Origin of the sequence: Cronobacter dublinensis subsp. dublinensis LMG 23823 (assembly GCF_001277235.1) — a bacterium.
GTDB lineage: Bacteria > Pseudomonadota > Gammaproteobacteria > Enterobacterales > Enterobacteriaceae > Cronobacter > Cronobacter dublinensis.
This window is the reverse complement of the sequence record NZ_CP012266.1, coordinates 1537621-1554732: the sequence shown is the minus strand read 5'-3', so window position 1 is coordinate 1554732 and position 17112 is coordinate 1537621. Positions and strand designations below refer to the sequence as shown.

14 protein-coding genes are annotated in these 17112 nt (G+C 58.5%); 8 read left to right on the top strand and 6 right to left on the bottom strand.

The features are described from left to right. The first annotated feature begins 94 nt into the window (after nucleotides 1-94). Complete coding sequence (gene infA, locus AFK67_RS07125; protein WP_001040187.1) at nucleotides 95-313, top strand: translation initiation factor IF-1; 219 nt, start codon at nucleotides 95-97, stop codon at nucleotides 311-313. A 170-nt stretch (nucleotides 314-483) separates the two neighbouring features. Here the strand turns inward: infA and clpA are convergent, their stop codons facing one another. Together clpA and clpS are read right to left on the bottom strand one after the other, a co-directional pair. Beyond that, complete coding sequence (clpA, locus tag AFK67_RS07120; RefSeq protein WP_007730215.1) at nucleotides 484-2757, bottom strand: ATP-dependent Clp protease ATP-binding subunit ClpA; 2274 nt, start codon at nucleotides 2755-2757, stop codon at nucleotides 484-486. Between the two features lie 28 nt (nucleotides 2758-2785). Continuing rightward, nucleotides 2786-3106, bottom strand: coding sequence for an ATP-dependent Clp protease adapter ClpS (gene clpS / locus AFK67_RS07115; protein ID WP_004387936.1), 321 nt, complete (start codon nucleotides 3104-3106; stop codon nucleotides 2786-2788). Nucleotides 3107-3431: 325 nt separating this feature from the next. Here clpS and cspD point away from each other — a divergent pair, with 325 nt between their 5' ends. Beyond that, complete coding sequence (gene cspD / locus AFK67_RS07110) at nucleotides 3432-3662, top strand: cold shock-like protein CspD (protein WP_007664616.1); 231 nt, start codon at nucleotides 3432-3434, stop codon at nucleotides 3660-3662. 64 nt (nucleotides 3663-3726) lie between these two features. Here the strand turns inward: cspD and macB are convergent, their stop codons facing one another. Together macB and macA are read right to left on the bottom strand one after the other, a co-directional pair. After that, on the bottom strand, nucleotides 3727-5670 hold the full coding sequence (gene macB / locus AFK67_RS07105) for a macrolide ABC transporter ATP-binding protein/permease MacB (protein ID WP_007730213.1): 1944 nt from the start codon (nucleotides 5668-5670) through the stop codon (nucleotides 3727-3729). Next, nucleotides 5667-6779: a macrolide transporter subunit MacA gene (gene macA / locus AFK67_RS07100; RefSeq protein WP_007730211.1), complete on the bottom strand. Its 1113-nt coding sequence runs from the start codon at nucleotides 6777-6779 to the stop codon at nucleotides 5667-5669. The genes macB and macA overlap by 4 nt, the downstream gene beginning before the upstream one ends. A gap of 163 nt (nucleotides 6780-6942) precedes the next feature. Here macA and AFK67_RS07095 point away from each other — a divergent pair, with 163 nt between their 5' ends. Next, nucleotides 6943-7896: a VirK/YbjX family protein gene (locus tag AFK67_RS07095; protein WP_007730209.1), complete on the top strand. Its 954-nt coding sequence runs from the start codon at nucleotides 6943-6945 to the stop codon at nucleotides 7894-7896. A 119-nt stretch (nucleotides 7897-8015) separates the two neighbouring features. Here the strand turns inward: AFK67_RS07095 and AFK67_RS07090 are convergent, their stop codons facing one another. Next, nucleotides 8016-9674 carry an ATP-dependent nuclease gene (locus AFK67_RS07090; protein WP_038883939.1) on the bottom strand — a complete coding sequence of 553 codons (1659 nt, stop codon included), beginning with the start codon at nucleotides 9672-9674 and terminating at the stop codon, nucleotides 8016-8018. Nucleotides 9675-9939: 265 nt separating this feature from the next. Here AFK67_RS07090 and AFK67_RS07085 point away from each other — a divergent pair, with 265 nt between their 5' ends. From AFK67_RS07085 to hcr, 3 genes are all read left to right on the top strand, one after another. After that, entirely contained in the window at nucleotides 9940-10839 is a 900-nt protein-coding gene (locus tag AFK67_RS07085; RefSeq protein WP_007724182.1) for a LysO family transporter, read from the top strand. Between the two features lie 140 nt (nucleotides 10840-10979). Further along, nucleotides 10980-12632 (top strand): hydroxylamine reductase, encoded by a 1653-nt coding sequence (gene hcp / locus AFK67_RS07080; protein WP_038883942.1) that lies wholly within the window; start codon nucleotides 10980-10982, stop codon nucleotides 12630-12632. A 10-nt stretch (nucleotides 12633-12642) separates the two neighbouring features. Further along, nucleotides 12643-13611, top strand: coding sequence for an NADH oxidoreductase (gene hcr / locus AFK67_RS07075; protein ID WP_007724187.1), 969 nt, complete (start codon nucleotides 12643-12645; stop codon nucleotides 13609-13611). A 59-nt stretch (nucleotides 13612-13670) separates the two neighbouring features. On the opposite strand, the gene AFK67_RS07070 is transcribed toward hcr, so the two are convergent. After that, a complete protein-coding gene (locus AFK67_RS07070; RefSeq protein WP_007724188.1) occupies nucleotides 13671-14105 on the bottom strand; it encodes a DoxX family protein in 435 nt (144 codons plus the stop codon). 153 nt (nucleotides 14106-14258) lie between these two features. On the opposite strand from AFK67_RS07070, the gene poxB reads away from it, so the two are divergent. Both poxB and ltaE read left to right on the top strand, forming a co-directional pair. After that, on the top strand, nucleotides 14259-15977 hold the full coding sequence (gene poxB, locus AFK67_RS07065) for a ubiquinone-dependent pyruvate dehydrogenase (protein ID WP_007724198.1): 1719 nt from the start codon (nucleotides 14259-14261) through the stop codon (nucleotides 15975-15977). Between the two features lie 34 nt (nucleotides 15978-16011). Beyond that, a complete protein-coding gene (gene ltaE, locus AFK67_RS07060) occupies nucleotides 16012-17019 on the top strand; it encodes a low-specificity L-threonine aldolase (RefSeq protein WP_007724199.1) in 1008 nt (335 codons plus the stop codon). The last annotated feature ends 93 nt before the right edge of the window (nucleotides 17020-17112 follow it).

Here is a 17112-nt window from a genome sequence, read left to right as displayed (position 1 = left end):
AACGGGCATTTCGCCCGCAAAACTTTACTTAATGGGTGAACTTGGGCATTATCTTGCCGGTTCAAACTATGGTAGTGATACCCCAGAGGATTAGATGGCCAAAGAAGACAATATTGAAATGCAGGGTACCGTTCTTGAAACGTTACCTAACACTATGTTCCGCGTAGAACTGGAAAACGGTCACGTGGTAACTGCCCATATCTCCGGTAAAATGCGCAAAAACTACATCCGCATTCTGACGGGCGACAAAGTGACTGTTGAGCTGACCCCGTACGACCTGAGCAAAGGCCGCATTGTCTTCCGTAGTCGCTAAGTTTGTACTGACTTCTCGTGCATGAGAAGTAAGGCCGCGCCGCCGTTTGCCGCGCCAGCCTGAGAAAAAGCGCCGCTTAATGCGGCGCTTTTTTTATGGGCAGAACCGCATAATAAAGACATAAAAAAACGCCGGATATCGCTATCCGGCGTTGTGTGCAGCGCATGTACTTAGTGCGCGGCTTCAGGCTTGTGCTTCTGCGCGCTCTGGAAGCTGTACGTCAGCTTATCGCCGTCTTTATCCAGCGCAACGGACACCTGTCCGCCATCCACCAGCGAGCCAAACAGCAGCTCGTTGGCCAGCGGTTTTTTCAGGTTATCCTGAATGACGCGGGTCATTGGACGCGCGCCCATCGCACGGTCATAGCCTTTCTCTGCCAGCCAGTCACGCGCTTCCTGGCTGACTTCCAGGGAGACGCCTTTCTGGTCAAGCTGCGCCTGCAGTTCGACGATAAACTTGTCGACCACCTGATGGATAACCTCGGCAGAGAGATGGTTAAACCAGATGATATTGTCGAGACGGTTGCGAAACTCCGGTGTGAAGATCTTTTTGATCTCCTCCATCGCATCGGTGCTGTTATCCTGACGGATAAGCCCGATAGATTTACGCTCAGTTTCACGCACGCCAGCGTTGGTCGTCATCACCAGAATCACGTTGCGGAAATCCGCTTTGCGCCCGTTGTTATCGGTCAGCGTGCCGTTATCCATCACCTGCAGCAGCAGGTTAAAGACGTCCGGGTGCGCTTTTTCAATTTCATCGAGCAGCAGCACCGCATGCGGATGCTTGATAACCGCGTCGGTCAGCAGACCGCCCTGATCGAAGCCAACATAACCCGGAGGCGCGCCAATCAGACGGCTCACGGTATGGCGCTCCATATACTCGGACATATCAAAGCGCAGCAGTTCGATGCCCAGCGCTTTGGAAAGCTGCACCGTCACCTCGGTTTTGCCGACGCCGGTCGGGCCTGCGAAGAGGAAAGAACCGACCGGTTTACGGTCATGTCCCAGCCCCGCGCGGCTCATTTTGATGGCCTCGGTTAATGCCTCAATGGCTTTATCCTGACCAAACACCAGCATTTTCAGGCGGTCGCCCAGGTTTTTCAGGGTATCGCGATCGCTTTGCGACACGCTCTTCTCCGGAATACGCGCGATACGGGCCACAACGGACTCGATATCCGCCACGTTGACAGTTTTCTTACGCTTGCTGACGGGCATCAGACGCGCACGCGCGCCCGCTTCGTCGATAACGTCGATAGCTTTGTCCGGCAGATGACGGTCGTTGATATATTTCACCGCCAGCTCAACCGCCGCGCGGACCGCTTTCGCGGTGTAACGCACGTCGTGGTGCGCTTCATACTTCGGTTTCAGGCCGTTAATTATCTGGACGGTTTCATCAACGCTCGGTTCGGTGATGTCGATTTTCTGGAAGCGACGCGCCAGCGCGCGGTCTTTTTCGAAAATGTTGCTGAACTCCTGGTACGTCGTGGAGCCCATCACCCGAATTTTACCGCTGGAAAGCAGCGGTTTGATCAGGTTCGCGGCATCCACCTGGCCACCGGAGGCCGCACCCGCGCCGATGATGGTATGGATCTCATCGATAAACAGAATGCTGTTGTTATCCTGCTCCAGCTGTTTGAGCAGCGCCTTGAAGCGTTTTTCGAAATCGCCGCGGTATTTGGTGCCCGCGAGCAGCGAGCCGATATCCAGCGCGTAGATGGTGCAGTCGGCCATGACTTCCGGCACGTCGCCCTGCACGATACGCCAGGCAAGCCCTTCGGCAATCGCGGTTTTCCCGACGCCCGATTCGCCCACCAGCAGCGGGTTGTTTTTCCGGCGACGGCAGAGCACCTGAATAGCGCGTTCCAGCTCTTTATCGCGGCCAATCAGCGGGTCGATGCCGCCAACGCGGGCAAGCTGATTGAGATTGGTGGTGAAGTTTTCCATACGCTCCTCCCCGCCTGCCTGCTCTTCGTTGACCGGATTGTCATTGCCCGGCGCCTGGCCTGGCTCGTCTTTACGGGTGCCGTGAGAGATGAAATTCACCACATCAAGGCGGCTGACTTCATGTTTACGCAACAGATACGCCGCCTGGGACTCCTGTTCGCTAAAGATGGCCACCAGAACATTGGCGCCCGTCACTTCGCTACGGCCGGAGGACTGCACGTGGAATACCGCACGCTGCAATACGCGCTGGAAGCTGAGCGTCGGCTGCGTGTCGCGCTCTTCTTCAGTCATGGGCAGTACGGGTGTGGTTTGTTCGATGAAGGCTTCGAGTTCCTGACGCAGCGCCACCAGATCCACGGAGCAGGCTTCAAGCGCCTCCCGTGCCGATGGGTTACTGAGCAAAGCCAGTAACAGATGCTCGACGGTCATAAACTCGTGTCGGTGCTCGCGCGCTCTGGCGAAAGCCATGTTTAAACTGAGTTCCAGTTCCTGGTTGAGCATAGGGCACCCCCTCAATAGTTTGCCTTAATCAGGCTTTTTCCAGCGTACACAACAACGGATGATCGTTCTCCCTCGCATATTTGTTCACCAGCGCCACTTTGGTTTCCGCCACTTCCGCGGTGAAAACGCCACAGATGGCCTTCCCCTGATAGTGAACCGTGAGCATCAATTGCGTTGCACGTTCTACATCATAAGAAAAGAACTTTTGCAGCACGTCAATGACAAATTCCATCGGCGTGTAATCATCGTTCATTAATATAACTTTATACATAGATGGCGGCTTTAGCGCTTCGCGCAGGTCATCTTCCGCCAAATGGTCAAAATCCAGCCAACTTTTGTCTTTACTCATTGCCAGTCGTCATCATGGTTAAACAGTACAGCCAGCGTGTTTTCCGGCGCTCTGGTTGAGTGTAATACGCATCCTGAATCTACCCTAATGTTCAGCACGCAACCAGCTATCACTGGTATTCGCGAACTCTGTCACATTAATGAAAATAGCGTTAACTGCTTCAAAATTTTGACTCAATCCCACCTGCCAGACCCCGCTCAACGCTTGACGCAGAGTGCGATTTCTCTAAATTGTACAAGCGTGAGTTGGCGAGGTTTTGAACAGCCCCCCTCACCCACCGGTTCAATCCATCTTACTCAATAAGACTTATGAAGGATGTCGAAGCATGGAGACGGGTACTGTTAAATGGTTCAATAACGCCAAAGGGTTTGGGTTCATCTGCCCTGAAGGCGGCGGCGAAGATATCTTCGCGCACTACTCTACAATCCAGATGGACGGCTACAGAACGCTGAAAGCCGGACAAGTCGTGAGGTTCGATGTACATCAGGGTCCCAAAGGCAACCATGCCAGCGTCATTGTCCCTCTTGAAGCAGAAGTCGCATCCGCAGTTGCGTAACTCTTCTGTTTCATTGTGTACATCCTGCTCCTGAAATGCCAGTCCCGAGGACTGGCATTTTTATTTATTCCCGCGCCAGCGCATCCACAGGATTGAGCCGCGCGGCGCTGCGGGCAGGCAACCAGCCGAATAAAACGCCCGTCGCGCTTGAACATAAAAACGCGGTCAGCAATGCCACCGGCGAAAAGCCAATCTCCCAGCCGGGCAGGATGAGTTGCAGCGCAAAGGCGATAAGCAGCGACAACCCAATGCCGAGCGCCCCACCCACCAGACAAACCAGCACCGCTTCGATGAGAAACTGCTGGAGTACGTCGCTTGCGCGCGCGCCAACCGCCATGCGGATGCCGATTTCACGGGTGCGTTCGGTGACCGACACCAGCATGATATTCATCACCCCGATCCCACCGACCACCAGCGAAATCACCGCCACCAGCGTTAAAAACAGCTGAAGAGTACGTGTGGTCTTTTCCGCCGTTTTCAATACACCATCCATGTTCCAGGTGAAAAAGTCTTTTTTGCCGTGGCGCAGCGTCAGCAGGCGGGTCAGCTGCTGCTCCGCCTCGCCGCTGTCGTAGCCCTCTTTTACGCGCACCGTGACGGAGTTCAGCCACGACTGCCCCATGATGCGCCCGGACATCGTGCTGTAAGGCATCCAGACGCGCAGAATTTTGCTGCTGCCGAACATCGACTGCTTCTCTTCCGCCACGCCGATGACCGTCGCAGGCATGTTGCCCACCAGCACCACTTCGCCGACCACGCTTGCCTTATTCGGAAAGAGCTGGCGACGCGCGTTGCTGTCGATAACCACAACTTGCGCACGACCGCGCAGCTGCTCGTCGTTGAAGGTGTTGCCCTCGCTAAAGGTCATGCCGTAGACGTTAAAATATTGCCCGCTCACGCCGTTGGCGCTGGCGGCCACATCCACATTGCCGTAGCGCAGGCGTAAATTCTGCGAGACGGCGGGCGTGGCGGAGCTTACCCACGGCTGGCGCTGGATCGCCTGCAAATCGTCATACTGCAACGCCTGCTGATATTGCGGATCGTCATCGCCGAAATCCTTACCCGGGTAGACGTCTATCGTATTCGTACCGATAGAGCGGATATCCTCAAGCACCATCTGCTTGGCGGCATCACCGACCACCACGATAGAGACCACCGACGCGATGCCGATGATAATCCCGAGCATCGTCAGCAGCGTGCGCATCTTATTGGCTGCCATCGCGAGCCACGCCATGGTGAGCGCCTCGCGAAAGCTATTGATAAACTGCCCTAATGCCGGGGCGTCGTGCGGCTGCGTATTGAGCCTTGCCCCTTCACGCGCCGCCACCGGCGGCGGGTTGCTGATGATTTCCCCGTCGCGAATTTCAATGACGCGCTCCGCCTGGGCGGCGACGTTCGGGTCGTGGGTCACGATAATCACGGTGTGTCCGCGGTCACGCAGCTGTTTGAGCGTCGCGATAACCTCTTCGCCGGAGTGGCTGTCGAGCGCGCCGGTCGGTTCGTCGGCGAGGATCACCTGGCCGCCGTTCATCAGCGCGCGGGCGATACTCACGCGCTGCTGCTGCCCGCCGGAGAGCTGCGAGGGCTGATAATCCACCCGCGCCTCAAGACCGAGCCGCGCCAGCAATTCCCGCGCCCGCGCCTGCCGCGCGGCGCGCCCGGTGCCGGCATAAATCGCCGGGACTTCGACATTCTGCGCCGCGGTCAGATGCGAGAGCAGATGGTAACGCTGGAAGATAAAGCCGAAGTGTTCGCGGCGCAGGCGGGCCAGCGCGTCGCCAGAAAGCGTCGCCACATCCACGCCCGCCACCTTATAGCTGCCGCTGCTCGGCTTATCGAGGCAGCCAAGAATATTCATCAGCGTCGATTTACCGGAACCGGAAGCCCCAACAATCGCCACCATTTCACCGGCGTGAATAGTCAGAGAGACGCCTTTCAGCACTTCAACCTCGGTGTCGCCTGACGGATAACTGCGGCGAATATCCCGCAGCTCAAGCAGCGCCGTCATTGGTCGCTCCCGACCGCGCGGCCGATCACCACTTCATCGCCTTCGTCGAGGCCTTTAACCACTTCTACCTGGGTATCGTTACGCACGCCGATGGTCACCTCGCGCTCGCGGGTTTCGCCGTTGCGCAAAAGCGTGACGTTATAGCGATTATCGCCGACCGGCTCGCCCAGCGCCGCCAGCGGAATGGTCAGCACATCGTTAACGCCGCCGAGCTGGATATGCACCTGAGCGGTCATATCAAGACGCAGCACGCCCTGCGGGTTCGGCACTTCAAAACGGGCGTAGTAAAAAATGGCGTCGTTGATTTTCTCAGGCGTCGGCAGAATATCTTTCAGCCGCCCTTCGTAACGGGTCAGCGGGTCGCCAAGCACGGTAAACCAGGCTTTCTGTCCGGGTTTGAGATGAATAACGTCCGCCTCAGAAACCTGCGCCTTCACCAGCATCGTGCTGAGATCGGCAAGCGTCAGAATATTCGGCGCCTGTTGGGCGGCGATCACCGTCTGGCCCTGAAGCGTGGTTATCTGCGTCACTTCGCCCGCAATGGGCGCGGTAATGCGGGTGTAGTCCAGATTGGTTCTGGCGGTGCTGAGCGACGCCTGGTTACGCTGGATTTGCGCGTCAATAGTGCCGATTTGCGCCTCTTTCACCGCCAGTTCCGTAGCGGCGGTATCGAGATCCTGACGTGAAATCGCCTGGGTATGTGCGAGCTGCTGCTGGCGGGAGAGCGTGACGCGGGCGAGTTTCATCTCGGCTTCGGCCTGACGCCGCTGGGCGCGCAGCTCCATTAGCGTCGCTTCGACTTCTTTGATCTGGTTTTCGGCCTGCTCCGGGTCAATCACCCCAAGCAGCTGATCCTTTTTCACTTTATCGCCGATGTTAACCGACAATGTTTTTAGCTGGCCGCTTACCTGCGCGCCGACATCGACTTTACGCAGCGCGTCGAGTTTGCCGGTGGCCAGTACGCTCTGTTGCAAATCTCCTTTGCGCACCAGCATGGTCTGATAGCGTGGCAGCGGCGCGTTCAGTGTCTTCCACAGCCAGATACCGCCAATAATGATAACCAGAGCCAGCACCACGTAGCGCTTCTTGATCCTTCCCTTAAGCTTCATATCTTTCCTGACGTTTCAGAAGAGTAAACAGAGTTGCTCTCCTATTCTAAACACAATCTCAACCAAACCCTATGCGGCCTGCAAATAAACAGGGGCGTTGATATTGCGTTGAGTGATGGTTTGTTCCCATAGCCTCAATGTTTATCCTGCATGAGACTGGGCTATGACCGCACTCGCCGAACTTTCTGTACAACCGCCAGCCCACAACGCCTGGCAACTCTTCCGCCTGCTTGCGACCGGTCAGAAAGCGCCGGGCCTCGCGTGGCAGAACCCGGCCTATCGCCGTAAATTTATGCTCCGTTCGCTGGCGACCCCTTTCGCCACCCGTCGCTGGCTCGCGGTGCTGGCGCGACAGCCGATGCTGGATGCCCTGCTGTATGCCCAGCCGGGTCTGCCGTGCCGTCTGCACCGCCCCTGGCTCTCCGTAACCCTTTCACGTGAGCAGGCGCTGGCGGCGCTGGAATATCATTACCAGCATATTACTCGCCTGCTGCCCGCCGCGCTGATGCACGGCCACCTGACGCGCCAGGGCGTTACGCTTGCCACGCTTACCGGGAAAAACGACGCGTCGTATCGTCTCGACCTCGCGGCCGTCGCGGACCTCGATAAAGAGGGCGAAACCACTGTGATTTTCCGCGATGCCGCAGGCGTCGTTCTCGCCGAGATGACATTCACCCTGTGCGACGTTGACGGAAAAAGCACGCTGTTTATTGGCGGTTTACAGGGCGCCAAAGCCTGGGTCGAACACGATCAGATCCAGCTTGCGACCAAAGCCTGCCACGGGCTGTTCCCCAAACGCCTGCTGCTGGAGGCCGTCTGCCTGCTGGCGCAGCATTTCGGCGTAAACCAGATCCTCGCCGTCAGCAACGATACGCACATCTACCGCAGCTGGCGTTACGCGAAGAAGAAAAAAGACAAACTGCATGCCGACTACGACAGCTTCTGGGCGTCGCTTGGCGGTGAGAAGGATGCGCAGGGGCTGTACCACATGCCGCTGCAGGTCGCGCGAAAATCCCTTGAGGAGATTGCCAGCAAAAAACGCGCGGAGTATCGCCGCCGTTATGAACTGCTGGACAGCATGACCGCCCAGATTGCCGCGTGGTTTAACGAAAGGTAGGTTGCGGGGCGTTGAGCTGGCGGGTGCGCGTTGCTTACCCGCCATACGTGTACCCGCACGCCTCTTTTGGCGGGTGCGCCTTGCTTACCCGTTCTACGCATAGCTGCGACACGGCAACGTTAATCCGCGCGGCCCCGGGCGAGCCACAGCACGCGGGAGAACATTTTGCGCAGCAGCGACGGCACGGCGTCGGTGCCGCGGCGCGCGGCTTCCATCGCCACTTCAATGGCCAGATCAGGCTTTGAAGAGCGATGGATAGCCTTGACGATGACCCGCCGCATATTCATATGCACGCCGTCCGGCAGCTGCGCCACCCGGTAAAACACCGCCTCAAACCCTTCGCGATACATAAAGTGCTCCATATCGAGCGCAGGGAGCTCGGTTAAATGCTGGCGCACCTGTTCGCCGTCGTTATTGACCAGGCCCTTCACCGTCGCGGCATATTTGCGTCCAGCGTCGTCGCCATCCACCAGCACATGCCATTCGATGCCCATGCGGCGGGCGAATTTAATCAGCGGCTTTAAGCCTGACTGGGCAAACTCAATGACCTTTATACCTTCGGCTTCGAAATGGTAGCCGCACTGGCGCGCCAGTTCGTTCATCATCCAGACTTCGGTCTCGCCTTCCACCAGCAGCCAGCAGCGCGCGAACAGCGACGAGGGGCGATTAAAACGGATATGAAACGCAATACGGCGGCTGTCTTCGGCGTTCATACCGCCGGGGCCAAGCCGCCAGGCCGCCACTTTGCCGGAGGCGCGCACCAGGCGGCACACCTCTTCCACGGGCGTCATCGACAGTAGTTCGCCCGAGTTGGTGGTGGTCAGTTTTTGCAGCGGCAGCAGGTTCAATAATTGCCAGGCCACCGACAGCATAATGGGGTGCAGACGCGTTTCGGGGTCTTCCACCAGCAGGAGCGGACGGGCGTATTTATCGAGCCGCACGTTGCCTTTCGCCTGTAACAGCGTGGAGAAAAGCCCGAGCAGGATCACCCGATAGGCCCGCCCGCCGGGTTTATCAATCATGCGATTGATAATGTCGAGATAGCGCCAGCTGCGCTGTTCATCATGCGAATGGCGGCGCATCAGGCGGTAACGCGGGCCCGCGGTCCCTTGTTCGGAAAAGTAGTGCTCCAGCAATTGCACCATCGCCGAGAGCCCCTGGCGAATTTGTTCATCCGTGAGGTTCTGCGGGCGGGCAACCAGCTCGCGCGTCAGGTAATCGAGCTCGCGGGCGGTGACCTCCACCTGCGGCGTATGGGCGATGGCGCTGTCATGCAGGCGGCGCATAAAGCGCGCGTCGCGCAGGCGCAGCACCGGGCTTAGCCGGATGAGCTGGCGCGCCAGGGTGTCGATATCGTCAAGCGCCAGCGCCTCGCCCTGCGCGTTGAGAAAGCTGCGCAGCGTCAGCACGCTGTCGTCGTCGTTAAGCTCGCCCTCCAGCCGGTAGAAAATGCGCTGATAATTATCGTCGCCTGGCGTCCAGAGCGAGCGCAGGCCGCGATAGCGATGCCGCTGAAAATCGCCCGGCTGCGCCTCACGGAAGATAAGGATCAGGTGCAGATGACGCTCGCGCCCGTGAATATCGCCAGGCGGAAACCAGAAATCGTGGCGGGTGAAGGAATAGAGCGCGTCGCCGGGGTTCAGCAGCAGCGTGAGCGCATCCAGCAGGCTCGATTTCCCCCACGCGTTTTCGCCAATCAGGACATTATTATGCTCAAGCGTTAACGACAGACGATTAATTCCACGGAACCCGGCGATCTCCACGCGCTCAAGAAACATTTTTCCTCCGGCTGCATCAGGCATAACGGCATGTGGGCAGTATAGCTATTCAATCAGAGGCTTAACAGGCGCGGTGCCTTGCAATACGCAGCGCTGCGAGGCGTCTCGTAATAATAAAAAATGAAACGATGAAGGGCAGTATTAATGGCTTTCATAATGCGCTAACGCAATGAAACTTGGTCGGTAATGGCGGCTTTACTCGCTCTGGCGAATTCGGTAGGGTGTGGCAGCACTTTACTGTCAGGTCTCCAGGATCCCGCGCCGCATGTTTTCAGGACTGTTAATCATCGTAGTACCGCTTATTCTCGGCTACCTTATTCCCCTGCACAAAGCAGGCGCGCTGCGGTTTATTAATCAACTGTTAAGCTGGCTGGTCTATATCATCCTGTTTTTTATGGGGATAAGCCTGGCGTTTCTTGACGATCTTTCGGCCAATCTGCTGGCGATTTTTCACTATTCCGCCGTCAGCATTACGGTCATCATGCTGTGCAATATCGCCGCACTGCTGTGGCTGGAGCGCACGCTCCCGTGGCGGCATCAGCATCATCAGGAGAAACTGCCGTCGCGCCTCGCGATGGCGCTGGAATCGCTGAAGCTGTGCGGCGTGGTGGTGCTTGGTTTTGTGCTGGGGCTGACCGGCCTCGCGTTTCTTAAGCACGCTACAGCAGCGAGCGAATACACCTTAATTTTCCTGCTGTTCCTGATAGGTATTCAGCTTCGCAACAACGGCATGACGCTCAGGCAGATTGTGCTCAACCGGCGCGGCATGATGGTGGCGGTCGTGGTGCTGGGCAGTTCGCTTATCGCAGGCGTGGTGAACGCGCTGCTGCTGGGGCTGCCGCTGCGCGCGGGGCTTGCGATGGCGTCGGGTTTCGGCTGGTATTCGCTCTCCGGCATTCTGATGACGGAAGCGTACGGGCCGGTTATCGGCAGCGCCGCGTTTTTTAACGATCTGGGCCGCGAGCTTATCGCCATCATGCTGATCCCGACCCTGGTGCGCCGAAGCCGTTCGACCGCGCTCGGTATCTGCGGGGCGACGTCAATGGACTTCACGCTGCCGGTGTTACAGCGCAGCGGCGGGCTAGAGCTGGTGCCTGCCGCCATCGTTCACGGTTTTATCCTGAGCCTGCTGGTGCCGTTGCTGATGGCGCTGTTTGCCGCCTGATACCTCTTTGGCGGTAGCAGGCTGCCGCCAAAATTGCGCTACATCAATCTCCCTTCAACTTCCTTAAAAAACGCTTTTCTCCCCCTGCGCCTGAGCCTAACCTTAAACATGCATATCAAATATAACTTTAAGGTGTCATCATGTTTTGCGTGCAATGTGAACAAACGATTCGTACTCCGGCGGGCAACGGCTGCGCGTATGCGCAGGGGATGTGCGGAAAAACCGCCGAAACCTCCGACCTACAGGATCTGCTGATTGCGGCTTTACAGGGGCTTTCCGCCTGGGCGGTCAAAGCACGTGAGCTTGGCATCATCGACCACCATGTAGACAGCTTTGCGCCGCGCGCCTTCTTCTCTACCCTTACCAACGTCAACTTCGATTCTCCGCGCATTGTGGGTTATGCCCGCGAGGCGCTCGCCCTGCGTGACGCGCTGAAAACGCAGTGCCAGGCTATCGACGCCAGCGCACAGGTCGATAACCCGATGGCAGCCCTGACGCTTGCAGGCGATGACCTCGGCGATTTACAGCGCCAGGCCGCCGCCTTCGCGCCGAATATTGATAAAGCGGTGATTGGCGAGAATATTCTCGGCCTGCGCCTGCTCTGCCTCTATGGTCTGAAAGGTGCTGCCGCCTATATGGAGCACGCGCATGTGCTCGGGAAGTCAGACAACGACATTTACGCCCAGTACCATAAAATCATGGCCTGGCTCGGCACCTGGCCTGCGGACATGAACGCGCTGCTGGAATGCGCGATGGAAATCGGCCAGATGAACTTCAAAGTGATGAGCATTCTGGACGCGGGCGAAACCAGTAAATATGGCCACCCGACCCCGACGCAGGTGAATGTCAAAGCGGTCGCAGGCAAATGTATTCTGATTTCCGGTCACGATCTGAAAGATCTCTATAATCTGTTGGAGCAGACCGAAGGCACCGGCGTTAACGTTTACACCCACGGCGAAATGCTGCCCGCGCACGGCTATCCGGAGCTGCGCAAATTTAAACATCTGGTCGGTAACTACGGCAGCGGCTGGCAGAATCAGCAGGTGGAATTCGCCCGCTTCCCGGGGCCGATTGTGATGACCTCCAACTGCATCATCGACCCGACCATTGGCAGCTACGACGACCGCATCTGGACGCGCAGCATCGTCGGCTGGCCGGGCGTCAGCCATCTTGAAGGCGACGATTTCGGGCCGGTTATCGCCCAGGCGCAACAGATGGCGGGCTTCCCGTATTCTGAGATTGAGCACCTCATCACCGTCGGTTTTGGCCGTCAGACGCTGCTCGGCGCTGCCGATACGCTGATTGATCTGGTCAGTCGCGAAAAACTGCGCCACATCTTCCTGGTGGGCGGCTGTGACGGCGCGCGCGGCGAACGCAGCTACTTCACCGATTTCGCCACACAAGTGCCGCAGGATTGCCTGATCCTGACGCTCGCCTGCGGCAAATACCGCTTCAACAAGCTTGATTTCGGCAATATCGAAGGGCTGCCGCGTCTTGTCGATGCCGGTCAGTGCAACGACGCCTATTCCGCCATTATTCTCGCGGTGACGCTCGCAGAAAAACTCGGCTGCGGTGTCAATGACCTGCCGCTGTCGCTGGTGCTCTCGTGGTTTGAACAGAAAGCGATTGTGATCCTGCTGACGCTGCTGTCGCTCGGCGTGACGAATATCGTCACCGGCCCGACGGCGCCAGGCTTCCTGACGCCGGATCTGCTGGCGGTGCTGAATGAGAAATTCGGCCTGCGCCAGGTGACCACCGTAGAGCAGGATATGCGCGAGCTGCTGGGCGCGTAAGGAGGAAATCATGACGATGCCAACCCCACAATGCCCGTGGCGTATGCAGGTTCACCACATCCGGCAGGAGACGCCGGATGTCTGGACGCTGTCGCTTCTGTGCCACGATTTCTATCCCTATCAGGCCGGGCAGTACGCGCTGGTAAGCATTCGCAACCGTGCTGATACGCTGCGCGCTTATACCATTTCCTCAACGCCTGGCGTCAGCCCGCTGCTGACGCTGACGGTGCGCCGGATAGACGACGGCGAAGGCTCGGGCTGGCTGACGCGCGAAGTAAAACGCGGCGATTATCTCTGGCTCTCCGACGCGCAAGGGGATTTTACCTGTGCGGATAAACCAGAAGAGCGCTTTCTGCTGCTTGCGGGCGGCTGCGGCGTAACACCGATCATGTCGATGCGCCGGTGGCTGGCGACGTACCGTCCGCAGGCGGACGTACAGGTGATTTATAACGTCCGCACGCCGCAGGATGTGATTTTCGCCGAGGAATGGCGCAATTATCCGGTGACGCTGGTGGCGGAAAACGGTGACGCGCCGGGCTTCGCGCGCGGTCGCCTCACCCGCGAAATGTTACAGGCGGTGCCGGATCTCGCGAGCCGTACCGTGATGGTCTGCGGCCCCGCGCCCTATATGGATTTCGTGGAGCAGGAAGTGAAAGCGCTTGGCGTCACGCGCTTTTTTAAAGAGCAATTCTTCACGCCGGTTGCCGAAGCCGCCACCAGCGGATTGAAATTCACCACGCTGACGCCCGCACGCGAGTTTTACGGCGCGGTCGGCACCACGCTGCTGGAAGCGCTGGAGAGTAATAAAGTGCCGGTGAACGCCGCGTGTCGCGCAGGCGTCTGCGGCTGTTGTAAAACGCGCGTCGTCTCTGGCGATTACAGCGTGACGAGCACCATGACATTGACCGAGCAGGAGATAGCCGACGGCTATGTGCTGGCGTGTTCGTGTCATCCGGCAAGCGACATAGTGCTGGCCTGACCGACGTCTGCACGTTGTACAAATGCATCATGAAAAAGGCGCCTTCAGGCGCCTTTTACTTACTGCCACGCCGGGCGGCTCGCAACCGCATACCGCCCTGCGCCGCAAAACGCCACCGCCAGCGCGCCGGTGAAGAAATAGACGATATTCTCAATGGCCCACGCGCCGGTTTTATCGAGCATCCACGTCTTATCCATGCCCACCATCAGCCACGCGACGACCATCGTAAAGGCGATCACCAGCGCCGCCGGGCGCGTCAGAATACCCAGTATCACCAGCACCGGTGCGATGACCTCGCCTGCGAGCGTACCGTAAGCGATAAATTCCGGCAGACCACGCGCTGCCAGCATCGCCGCTATACCGTCTACGCCATCCAGCAGTTTGTGCATCCCATGAAACAGCATCAGCCCGCCTACCGTCAGGCGCAGCAGTAATTTACCCAGAGACTCTCTGTCCAGCGCCCGGTTAAAGGCGACAAGTGTTGTCGTTAGCATTTTTTTATTCCGTCTGAATCGCTGTCCTGGCGACGCGCTGCGGCGCAGTCACCCCATAAAACCTTATGAACTTAAAGGGTAAATCCCCCGCCTGCAAACCAATTTGAACTAAGCTTGTAACCGGTATCACAGACAACGCATTCAGGAGGAAAAATGAAACAGACCGTGGCGTCCTATATCGCAAAAACCCTGGAGCAGGCGGGCGTAAAACGCATCTGGGGCGTAACCGGCGACTCGCTCAATGGCCTTAGCGACAGCTTAAACCGGATGGGCACCATCGACTGGATGTCGACGCGCCATGAAGAGGTCGCCGCCTTTGCAGCCGGCGCGGAAGCGCAGTTAACCGGCGAACTGGCCGTGTGCGCGGGTTCCTGCGGGCCGGGCAACCTGCATCTCATCAACGGCCTGTTTGACTGCCATCGCAACAATGTGCCGGTGCTCGCGATCGCGGCTCATATTCCCTCAAGCGAAATCGGCAGCGGCTACTTTCAGGAGACGCACCCGCAGGAGCTGTTCCGCGAATGCAGCCACTACTGTGAGCTGGTATCAACGCCGGAGCAGATCCCGCAGGTGCTGGCCATCGCGCTGCGCAAAGCCGTGCTCGAGCGTGGCGTCTCGGTGATTGTGCTGCCGGGCGACGTGGCGCTTAAACCCGCGCCGGAAGACGTTAATCCCGCCTGGTATCACGCGCCGCAGCCGGTTATCGTGCCGCCGCAGGACGAACTTAAAAAGCTCGCCCAGCTGCTGCGCTACTCCGACAACATCGCGCTGATGTGCGGCAGCGGCTGCGCGGGCGCGCATCAGGAACTCACTGAATTCGCACGGACGCTGAAAGCGCCCATCGTCCACGCGCTGCGCGGTAAAGAGCATGTTGAGTACGACAACCCGTATGACGTGGGCATGACCGGGCTTATCGGCTTCTCGTCCGGCTACCACACCATGATGAACGCCGACACGCTGATCCTTCTCGGCACCCGTTTCCCCTACCGCGCGTTCTATCCGACCCACGCCAAAATCATTCAGATAGATATCAACCCGGGCAGCATCGGCGCGCACAGTAAAGTGGATATGGCGCTGGTGGGCGATGTGAAAGCGACACTCGCCGCTCTGCTGCCGCTGCTGGAAGAGAAAACCGACCGGCACTTCCTGGATAAAGCGCTGGAGGATTACCGCGACGCGCGCAAAGGGCTTGATGACCTGGCGCAGCCGAGCGATAAAGCGCTGCACCCGCAATATCTCGCCCGCCAGATAAGCCACTTCGCCGCGCCGGACGCCATTTTCACCTGCGATGTCGGCACCCCAACCGTGTGGGCGGCGCGCTATCTGGAAATGAACGGTAAACGCCGCCTGATTGGCTCGTTCAACCACGGCTCGATGGCCAACGCCATGCCGCAGGCGATCGGCGCCCAGGCGAGCGCGCCGGGGCGTCAGGTGGTGGCGATGTGCGGCGACGGCGGTTTCAGCATGCTGATGGGCGATCTGCTCTCGCTGGTGCAGCTCAACCTGCCGGTCAAAGTCATCGTCTTTAACAACAGCGTGCTGGGTTTTGTGGCGATGGAGATGAAAGCAGGCGGTTATCTGACCGATGGCACCGATCTGCACGCCACCAATTACGCCCGTATCGCCGAGGCCTGCGGCATCCCTGGCATTCGCGTCGAGAAAGCGAGCGAACTGTATGACGCGCTCTCACGCGCCTTCAGCATGGACGGCCCGGTGGTCGTGGATGTGACCGTCGCCAAAGAAGAGCTGGCGATGCCGCCGCAGATCAAGATGGAGCAGGCCAAAGGCTTCAGCCTCTATATGCTGCGCGCCATCATCAACGGCCGCGGGGATGAAGTTATCGATCTGGCGAAAACCAACTGGTTCCGGTAAAAGAAACGTTTCTGTTCACCGAAAAGGACATACCGTGATCGATTTACGCAGTGATACCGTCACGCGCCCTGGCAACGCCATGCTGGAGCGGATGATGGCGGCCCCCACCGGGGATGATGTGTATGGCGATGACCCAACCGTTAACGCGCTGCAGGAGTACGCGGCGCGCTTAAGCGGCAAAGAGGGGGCGCTGTTTTTGCCGACAGGCACCCAGGCCAACCTGGTGGCGCTGCTGAGTCATTGCGAGCGCGGCGAGGAGTATATTGTCGGACAGCTCGCTCATAATTATCTCTATGAAGCGGGCGGCGCGGCGGTGCTCGGGAGTATTCAGCCGCAGCCGATTGACGCCAACGGCGACGGCACGCTGCCGCTTGATAAAGTGGCGGCGAAAATCAAACCCGACGATGTCCACTTCGCCCGCACCCGCCTGTTAAGCCTTGAGAACACCCATAACGGCAAAGTGCTGCCGCGCGATTATCTTCATCAGGCGTGGGAATTTACCCGCGAGCGCGGGCTGGCACTGCACGTGGACGGCGCGCGCATCTTTAACGCGGTAGTGGCGTATGGCTGCGAGCTGAAAGACATCGCGCAGTATTGCGATACGTTCACGATTTGCCTCTCCAAAGGGTTGGGCGCGCCGGTGGGCTCGCTGCTGCTCGGCAGCCATGATTACCTGCAGCGCGCGAAACGCTGGCGCAAGATGACCGGCGGCGGCATGCGCCAGGCGGGCATTCTCGCGGCAGCCGGGCTGTATGCGCTGGAGCATAACGTCGCCCGTCTGAAAGAGGACCACGACAACGCCGCCTGGCTTGCCGGTGCGCTGCGCGACGCGGGCGCGGATGTCCGTCGCCACGACACCAATATGCTGTTCATCAGCGTGCCGCAGGCGCAGGTCGCCGCGCTCGGCGCGTTTATGAAATCGCGCGACGTGCTGATAAGCGCCGCCCCGGTGACGCGTCTGGTCACGCACCTTGATGTCAACCGCGCGCAGCTTGAAACCGTCGTCGCTTACTGGCGGGAATTTTTACAGCAGGCGGCATAACGCGTTTACAGCGCTGCGGCAGAGGGCATATTCAGCTGCGCTTACGCGCATTGTTACGTTGTACCCATTGCATCAGCGCTGATTTCACGGAAG